General features: G+C 71.3%; 4 protein-coding genes. All 4 read left to right on the top strand.

Annotation, left to right across the window (positions count from 1 at the left end; genetic code table 11):
• The coding region (locus VIB55_RS22565; RefSeq protein ID WP_331878933.1) for a plastocyanin/azurin family copper-binding protein at positions 1–397 on the top strand (397 nt) is incomplete at its 5' end.
• Positions 394–1,542 (top strand): cupredoxin family copper-binding protein, encoded by a 1,149-nt coding sequence (locus VIB55_RS22560; RefSeq protein ID WP_331878932.1) that lies wholly within the window; start codon positions 394–396, stop codon positions 1,540–1,542. The genes VIB55_RS22565 and VIB55_RS22560, both read left to right, overlap by 4 nt.
• Positions 1,539–1,919: a plastocyanin/azurin family copper-binding protein gene (locus VIB55_RS22555; protein WP_331878931.1), complete on the top strand. Its 381-nt coding sequence runs from the start codon at positions 1,539–1,541 to the stop codon at positions 1,917–1,919. Before VIB55_RS22560 ends, VIB55_RS22555 begins: the two co-directional genes overlap by 4 nt.
• A 190-nt stretch (positions 1,920–2,109) precedes the next feature.
• The coding region (locus VIB55_RS22550; protein WP_331878930.1) for a saccharopine dehydrogenase NADP-binding domain-containing protein at positions 2,110–2,499 on the top strand (390 nt) is incomplete at its 3' end.

Raw genomic sequence — 2,499 nt, 5'->3', positions numbered from 1 at the left:
CGCCGCCGCCCTGGCGCCCGCAGCCGCGATGACCGCCCGCGCGGAGACCCCCGCGCCGCCGCCGGCCACCCACGAGGTGAAGATGATCCTGGACGGCACGTCGGCGCGGTTCGAGCCGGCCAACCTGACCATCCGCGCGGGTGACCGCATCCGCTTCACCACCGTGGCTGGCGGTCCGCACAACGTGGCGTTCGATCCCGCCAAGGTACCCGACGCCGCCGAGGCGCGCCTGAGCGCCGCGATGGCGGGACAGATCCAGCCGCTCTCCGGCGCGTTGATGATGAACGCGGGCGACAGCTACACGATCACCTTCGCCGGGGTGCCCGCCGGCCGCTACGAGTACTTCTGCATGCCCCACGCGGGGATGAACATGAAGGGCGTGATCACCGTCCAGTGAGCCGCATCCACCCCACCCGGCGGGCCCGCGCGGCCCGCCGGGACAACCCTGGAGGCAAGGTGATCCCCATCCGCCGCGCCGCGCTGGCCGTTCTGCTCGCCGCCCTGGCCGCTCCCGCCGGCGCGCGGGCCCAGTCGCTGCTGGACCGCCCGCCCAACCTGTCGGGTGCCTGGGTGGGCAACCCGGGCACCCTGTACTTCCACTTTCTGCACCGGTTCAGCAGCAGCCCGGCGCCGACGCGAAAGGTGGCGAACGTGCCCACCTTCACCGTGGCCGCGGGGCTGCCGTACCGGATGACCGCGGGGCTGCACTACGCCACCAACTCGGCGCTCGCGCCGGGCTTTCCCAACGAGTGGGAGCTCTGGGGCCGCCACCAGCTGTTCTCGCAGGACCGCGGCGCCCCCGCCGATCTGGGCGCGCAGGTGGCGTTCAACAACGCGGCGAACGGGGTGGACGGAGAGGTCTCCGTGGCGCGGCGCTTTGCCGGCCTGCGGCTGGTGGCGTCCGGGCGCGTCCTCTCGGACCCGATGGAAGCGGGCGCGCGCCGGTACGCGGTCGCGGGCGGGGGAACGCTGAAGATCAGCCGCTACTTCGCGGTGGCGGGTGACGTCGCCACGCTGCAGGAGCGGCGCGAAGGCGAGGAGGTGGCGTGGAGCGCGGGGCTGCACCTGGCCATCCCGCAGACGCCCCACTCGCTGTCGCTGCAGGCCTCCAACTCCAACGCCTACACGCTGCAGGGGATGTCGTTCGGCGGCGAGGACGTGCGCTACGGGTTCGAGTTCACCGTTCCGCTCACGCTGGCGCGCTGGTTCGGGCCGCGCGCGGTGGCGGGTCCCGTGCCCCCGCCGCCGTCCGCGCCCGTGGCCGGGAGCACGCCCGCGGCGGCACCCGCGGGGCCGGTCACGCGGGCGGGGATGCGGAACTTCGCCTACACGCCCGCCCGCATCGAGATACCCGCGGGGAGCACGGTGGAGTGGACCAACGGCGACCAGATGGCGCACACCGTAACCGCCACCAGCGGCGCGTTCGATTCCGGGCTGATCCAGCCGGGCGCCAGGTGGAGCCACACCTTCTCCGAGGCCGGCACCTACGACTTCACCTGCACTCCGCACCCGTTCATGAAGGGAGTGGTGATCGTCCGATGATCGGAAGAGCCATCTACAGCTTCACCTGTGCGGCGTTCGCCTTCACGGTGGCGGCGGGCGCGCTGGCCGGGTGCTTCTCGGAACGCGTGGCGGGACCGGCCATGGACGAGAACCTGTGCGAGGGCAGCCCCGCCAACGTGGTGCAGATCCGCAACTTCGCATTCGCGCAGAGCCAGATCACCGTCACGCCGGGCACCACGGTGACGTGGGTGAACTGCGACCAGGAGATCCACACATCCACCTCCGATGGTGGCGTGTGGGCCTCGGGCCAGCTGAGCCCCACGGCCATCTACACGCGCACTTTCGCCGCGGCGGGCACCTTTCCCTACCACTGCGACCCCCATCCATCCATGAAGGGAACCGTGGTCGTGCGGTAGCCGCTGGCCGGAAGAAAAGAACGTTTCACGCAGAGGACGCAGAGGGAACAGAGAGGACGCAGAGGCAGCCATGAGCCCCTCTGCGTCCTCTTCGTCTTCTCTGCGTCCTCTGCGTGAAAGCGGTTGAGATACCCGGCCCCCGAACGTAGCTGTTGACGACGGGGGATGTTTGGTATAGGTTTGCGAGCCCATGAATAATTATACTAGCGCACGAATCGGAATCCTGGGGGCTGGCGGCTACGCGGGGCGAGAGCTGGTGAGGCTCCTGGCCCGGCACCCCCACGCGGGAATCGCTTGGGCGACGTCGGAGTCAGAGGCGGGGACGGCGCTGGATGATCTCGTGCCCGGCGCGACGGGACCGGCGCTGGTGAAGGCGGAGGATGCGGCGCTGGACGAGTGCGACTGCGTGGTGTCGTGCCTGCCGCACGGCGAGAGCGCGCGGTGGATGGAGCGGGCGCGCGCGGCGGGGGTGAGGGCCATCGACCTGTCGGCGGACCTGCGCGTGCCGGGGGCCGACACGCCGGGTTGGGCGCGCGAGGCGGTGTACGGGCTCCCCGAGCTGCACCGCGAGCGGATCGCC

Source organism: Longimicrobium sp., assembly GCF_036554565.1.
GTDB lineage: Bacteria > Gemmatimonadota > Gemmatimonadetes > Longimicrobiales > Longimicrobiaceae > Longimicrobium.
The sequence above is the reverse complement of the archived record's forward strand: the minus strand, read 5'-3'. Positions and strand labels throughout refer to the sequence as shown.

What these genes read in the sequence shown, in the direction of transcription:
- VIB55_RS22555 (WP_331878931.1), top strand. Translation starts at nt 1,539, where the DNA reads ATGATCGGAAGAGCCATCTACAGCTTCACCTGTGCGGCGTTCGCCTTC.